The organism is Micromonospora sp. 4G55 (assembly GCF_016803375.1).
In genome coordinates this window covers 1-5,930 of the sequence record NZ_JAEVHN010000388.1, presented here as the reverse complement: position 1 = coordinate 5,930, position 5,930 = coordinate 1, and the positions used below count along the sequence as shown (strand labels likewise).

Here is a 5,930-nt window from a genome sequence, read left to right as displayed (position 1 = left end):
GGCCGGCCGGCCGGCCCCAGCCTGCCGCCCGGCCCCGGCGCCACCACCATCACCGGCACCGTCCAGCCCGGGGTGGAGCCGAACTGCCTGCTGGTCGAGGGCTACCAGCTCATCGGCGGCCCCCGGGACGTGCTCACCGTCGGCGCCCGGGTCACCGTGACCGGCCAGCCCGAGCCCGACATGATGACCACCTGCCAGCAGGGCACCCCCTTCGTCGTCGAGTCCGCCCGCCGTTCCTGAGACCAGCGCCGACTGATCGGGGGCAGGGACGCCCCTGTCCCGCCCCCCTCTGCTCTGCTGCCCTCCCGGCAACGGCGATGCGCTCCCGGTGTTGCCCCCGCCGCAGCAGAGCAAAGGGGGCGACGAGGGAGCCCGCCCCCGGGGACCGGGGACGGGCTCCTGTGGTGCTGGGCGGTCCGGGGACCGCCGTCAGGCGGTGCTCAGTTCACCGCGCCGATCGCGACCGAGCCACGGCCGACGACCGCGCCCTCGGTGGTGGTGACGGCCAGGTCGCCGTAGAGCTCCCGGCCGGCGGCCGGGGCGGACAGGGCGGTCACCGTACCGGTCAGGGCGGCGGTGTCGCCGTTCTGCAGCGGCAGCGGGGTGGTCGGGGCGCTCAGCGTGCCCAGCGACGGGGCCGAGAATGAGTCCCGGTAGTCGTAGGCGGTGCTGGTGCCCGGACCGTCGACGGCGTACCCGTCCACCACGACCCGGTAGGTGCCGGCGGCCGGGTTGGTCAGGGTCACCGCCTCCTCCGAGTCACCGTCGGCCGACCGGCCCACCCGGGTGGCGCCCAGGAAGACCGACAGATCCAGGTCGGCGCCGAGGTCGGCGGTGTTGCCGATCCGGGCGGTGAAGCTGGTCGCCCCGGCCGGCACCGTCAGGGTGTACTCCTGCTGCGCGCCCTGGGCGATGGTCGGCCGCTCGGCGTGCACGCTGGACAGCGCGCCACCCTGGCCGGTCACCGACACCGGGCCGAAGGTGTTGGTCAGGCCCCAGGAGACCTGGGTCGGGGCGCCGGCGGTCACCGACGGCAGCTCCACCACGGCCGGCTCGACCTTGACGCCCTGCACCCGGGCCTGGAGCTGGTACGGGTTGTTCAGCGCCGGCGAGGTGCGCCGGGCCTCCACCTCGATCTCCCAGACACCCGGGATCGGGTTCTGGTAGTCCCGCTCCTGCGGCTTGCAGGCCGCAGCGTCGGAGAAGTTGGTGTAGCAGGCGGTGCTGGCGGTGCTCTCCACCGGGATGCCGTACGGGTTGATGGCGATGAACCGGGTCTGCGAGCCAGTGGCGATGCCGGAGAGGTTGACCTGGAGCGCGCCCGCGCCGGCCGGGACGGTCACGAAGTACGAGGTGAAGCCGTTGCGGTCGACCGAACCCTCGGTCGACCAGGAGTAGTCGGGCTTCTTCACGTCGTTGGAGACGACCACCACGGTGGAGACCTCGAAGTCGACCACGTTGGTGGCCGGGTCGTCGATGGTCAGGAGCGCGCCGTGCGCCCCGTCGGTACGCGGCTTGGCGACCACGTTGACGGTGACCGCCTTGTTCAGCGGCAGCACCACCGACCGCGGCGCGGTGAAGGTGCCGTCGTCGCCGCGCAGGTCGACGTCGTGCCGGATGTTGCCGGCCGGTCCGCTGGTACGGGTGACCTTCACCTTGTAGGTCTTCGTCTGGTTGACCTTCTGGCCGCCCTGCCCGGAAGCGCACCGGTTGTAGACGCCCGCGCCGCGGTCGGGGTTCGGCACGAACGTGCCGGTGCCGGCGTCGTAGCGGGTCAGGTTCGCCGACAGTTCGGTGCAGACCGGCGCGTCCGAGGTGTACGAGCGGGCCTCGACGCCCTGGGCCAGCAGCTCCCAGGCGCCCGGCACGTTGAACATGCCGTAGCCCTGGGCGTAGGTGGCGACGCCCTCGATCGGCTTGGCCGAGCTGTAGATGGCCCGGCGCAGCGCGGCCGGGGTGACCCCCTGGTCGTTCGCCTTGGCGGCGGAGAGCAGCAGCGCGGCGGCGCCGGTGGCCTGCGGCGAGGCCATCGAGGTGCCGTTGAGCATCTGGTAGCCCGGCGGCAGCGGATAGCCGGCCTCGGCGACCGGCACGCCCGGCAGCCAGGTCGGCGCGGTGGAGATCGCCGAGCCGGGGGCGGCGATGTTGGGCTTGAAGCCGCCGTCCTCCCGGGGACCGCGCGAGGAGAAGTTGAACAGCGCGTTGTCCTTGCGGACCACCGAGCCGTAGTTGGCCAGCCAGGTCTGCTTGCTGATGTTGGCCGCGACGCTGACCGCGTTGGACGCCACCGACGGGTCGCCGATGGTGTTCAGGCCCGGGCCGGAGTTGCCGGCCGAGAGGAACAGCTGCACGCCGTAGGTGGTGATCAGGCTGTTGTAGAGCTGCGCGCGGGCGTTCGCGCCGTCGTTGAGGGCCGGCAGGCCGCCGATCGACATGTTGACCACGTCGACCTTGCGGTTGATCACCAGGTCGGCCATGCCGGTGGTGAGGGCCGCGGCGGTACAACCGCCCGTCCAGACGCAGGCGCGCGAGGAGACCAGCTTGGCGCCGGGGGCAGCGCCGTCGAAGGCGCTGTTGCCGAGCATGTCGTTGGCGGCGGTGATGCCGGCGACGTGCGTGCCGTGGGTGGCCTGGACGATGCCGATGTTGACGAAGTCGGCGTACGGGCCGGGCTGCCCGTCACCCGGGTTGGTGTCGACGTCCTCGCGGTACTCGACGACGAACGGGATCTGCTCGCGGACGGCCGTGGCGGGGTTGTCCGTGCCGAAGTGGCCGACCTGGAACTTCTCCTTGTACGGGCGCATCAGCTCGTCGTCGGTGAAGTCGCGGTTGCCGTTGACGTCCACCCGGATGTCGTGGGTGTCGGTGGCGTAGAGGATCCCCCACGAGTCGGTGGTGTCACCGTCGCGGTTGACGTCGCCGCCGACCTCGCTGGCGGCGCCGGCCGGAGCGGTGATCGACTCCCGGAAGGTGGCGAACCGGTAGCTGCCGGCCGGGGCCGTCCAGGCGGTGGTGCCGATGGTGAAGCTCGGGCCGGTCACCTCGGTGATCATCGCGCGCCAGGTGGCGTCCTCGAGCGGGTCGGTCGAGGTGACCCAGTCGACGATCTTGCGCTCGCCGGTGGTGGTCTTCTGCAACGCCGGCTGGTCCAGGTCCACGCCGGAGTCCATGATGCCGATGGTGACCCCGCGCCCGTCCCACTCGGGGTGGGCGGCCTTGAAGGCCTCGGCGCCGGTCTCGTTGGTCGGCATGTACGGGTTGACCGCGCCGGTGCCGGCGCCCGGCCCGGCCAGGGTCTCGCCCTGCTCGGCGGCGGTCGCGCCGTTCGGCGCGGACTCCGGGGTCGGGTCCGGGAGCTGGATGGTCTCGTCGAGGTCGACCGCGGCGACGCCCGGCAGCGTGGCGGCCTTCAGCACCTTCGCGGTGGGCACCTTGGCCAGCACGTAGCCGATCGAGTCGAAGCGCTGGCTGACGGTGCCGCCGAGGTCCTTCACCGCGTCGGCGACGTCCTTCGCCTCACCCTTGTCGGTGGCGACGATCAGCGTGACGGTCGGCGCGTGCTTCGCCTCGGCCTCGGCGAGCAGCTTGGCGTCGTGCGAGCCGAGCGCCTCGACGGCGTTGGCCGGGGCGTCCGGGTGGTGGCGGGCGCGGCGCTCGCGGTGGCGGCGCCGCCCGCGCCGGCCATGGCACCGGCGGCCACGACCGAGGCGAAGAGCCCGGCGGAGGTACGCCGGCTCAGGTTGCGGGGTTTGCTCACGTTCTCTTTCCTCCAGAGAACAGGGCCCTGAGATGACAGGGCGCGCGTGAGCGAATCCTTTGTGCTGCGTTGTCGCGGTGTCACTACCGAACGCTGCCTTGTGACCTCTTCGTGACATGCACAGGTGCGTACTGTCACATCCAGGACGTCAGATGGACCGGTCCAGGGTGGACGTGCCGTCCAGCAGCTCCGGAGCCTGCGGCTGCCGCGGGGCCACCTCCACCTGGGCCGGGACCGCCAGCTCCTGGTCGGAGACGCCCAGCTCGGCCAGCTTGCGGGCGCTGACCAGCACCCGCGCCTCCAGCGAGCCCACCGCGCGGTTGTACGCGGTGACCGCCCCACCGAGCGAGGTGCCGAGCTTGCCGACGTGGTCGCCCAGGGTGGACAGTCGCCCGTACAGCTCGCGGGCCAGCGAGTGGACGGCGACCGCGTTGCGCGCCAACGCCTCCTGCCGCCAGGAGTACGCGACCGTGCGCAGCAGGGCCACCAGCGTGGCCGGGGTCGCCAGCACCACGTCGCGGGCGAAGGCGTGCTCCAGCAGCGTCGGGTCGCGCTGCAGCGCCACGTCCAGGAACGGGTCGGCCGGCACGAAGAGCACCACGAACTCCGGGGTCGAGTCGAACGCCGCCCAGTACGACTTCGCGGCCAGCGCGTCGACGTGTGCCCGTAGGTGCCGCGCGTGCGCGTCGAGGTGGGTGTCCCGCCCCCGCTCGTCGCGCGCCTCCATCGCGGTCAGGTACGCGTCGAAGGGCGCCTTGGCGTCCACCACCACCGTTCGTCCGCCGTGCAGCCGGACCACCAGGTCGGGACGGACCCCCTGGTGGTCAGTGGCGGCGGTGACCTGCTCGTTGAAGTCGCAGTGCTCCAGCATGCCGGCGGCCTCGACGATCCGGCGCAGTTGGTGCTCGCCCCAGCGGCCCCGCACCTGCGGCGCCCGCAGCGCCGCCACCAACTGCTTGGTCTCGGTGCGCAGCTCGCCGGAGACCGTGCTCATGGCGCGGACCTGCTCGCGCAGCTCGGCGTAGGCGTCGACCCGGTCGCGCTCCAGCTCACCGACCCGCTGCTCGTAGCGGCGCAGGGTGTCGTGCAGCGGGGCGACCGCCCGGGCCACCGCCTCCTGCGACTGGGCGGTCGCCTCGTAGCTCAGCGCGCGCATCGACTGCTCCAGCCGCCCCTCGCCCTCGCGGTTGGCCGCCAGGGTGGCCTCCAGCCGGGCGATCTCGGTGGCCGACCGGGCCCGGGCGGCGTACCAGCCCGCCGCGCCACCCCCGGCCAGGCAGACGACCACCACGGCCAGCGTCGAGAAGTCCATCACCAGAGCTTGCCAAACGGGTACGACCCGACGTCTGCGGGTACGTTCAGCGGCATGGAACTTCTGCTCGTGGCGATTCTCGTGGCCCTCCTGGTCGGCGGGTTCGTCTGGTGGCGGCGGGAACAGGCCGCCCGCGAGGCGCGCAGTCTCGCCGACGTGCGCGCCGACGCCCAGCGCTGGTACGAACGCCTCGGCGGCCAGGTGATGAACCTGCACGGCGACGCCCCGGCCGTCCGCCAGGCGCTGGTCGACGCGGCGGAGCGCTACAACGCCGCCGGCAGCCAGCTGGAGCAGGCCGGGACGGTCCAGCAGTACCGGCTGGCCCGGGAGACCGCGCTGGAGGGGGCTGGCGTACGCCCGGGCGGCGCGGGTGGCGCTCGGCCTGGACCCGGGGCCGGAGCTGCCCCCGCTGGCCGCCGCGCAGGGCACCGGCGAGTTGACCAAGGAACGTCAGGTGCAGGTGCAGGGGCAGACGTTCAAGGCCGGCCCGCAGCCGGGCCAGGACACCCCCTACTACTACCCGGGCGGGCGCTACCAGGGACGGCCGGTGCCGGCCGGCTGGTACTCCACCCCGTGGTGGAAGACCGCGCTCGGCGCGGGCGCCGGTGTGTTCGGCGGGCTGCTGATCGCCGACGCGCTCTTCTCGCCGGCCTTCGCCGACCCGGGTTACGGCTACGAGGCCGGCTACCAGGAGGGCTTCGGCGACGGCGCCGACTACGGCGACCAGGGCGACGCCGGGGACCAGGGCGCCGGGGACCAGGGCGCCGGGGACCAGGGCGCGGACTACGGCGACCAGGGTGACTTCGGCGGCGCCGACCAGGCGGCCGACTTCGGCGGCGGGGACTTCGGCGGCGGGCGATT

General features: G+C 73.1%; 1 protein-coding gene and 3 pseudogenes. 2 read left to right on the top strand and 2 right to left on the bottom strand.

What is annotated here, in order from left to right:
- Positions 1 to 240: pseudogene (locus tag JNW89_RS25210) on the top strand (hypothetical protein); the annotation flags it as partial.
- A gap of 200 nt (positions 241 to 440) precedes the next feature.
- Here JNW89_RS25210 and JNW89_RS25205 read toward each other — a convergent pair.
- Both JNW89_RS25205 and JNW89_RS25200 read right to left on the bottom strand, forming a co-directional pair.
- Positions 441 to 3,757, bottom strand: a pseudogene (locus tag JNW89_RS25205) (S8 family serine peptidase).
- Positions 3,758 to 3,905: 148 nt separating this feature from the next.
- Complete coding sequence (locus tag JNW89_RS25200; RefSeq protein WP_238450782.1) at positions 3,906 to 5,069, bottom strand: DNA recombination protein RmuC; 1,164 nt, start codon at positions 5,067 to 5,069, stop codon at positions 3,906 to 3,908.
- A 54-nt stretch (positions 5,070 to 5,123) separates the two neighbouring features.
- On the opposite strand from JNW89_RS25200, the pseudogene JNW89_RS25195 reads away from it, so the two are divergent.
- A pseudogene (locus tag JNW89_RS25195) lies at positions 5,124 to 5,930 on the top strand (hypothetical protein); the annotation flags it as partial.

Coding starts and splice junctions, on each gene's coding strand:
- JNW89_RS25200 (WP_238450782.1), bottom strand. CDS start 5,069: ATGGACTTCTCGACGCTGGCCGTGGTGGTCGTCTGCCTGGCCGGGGGT.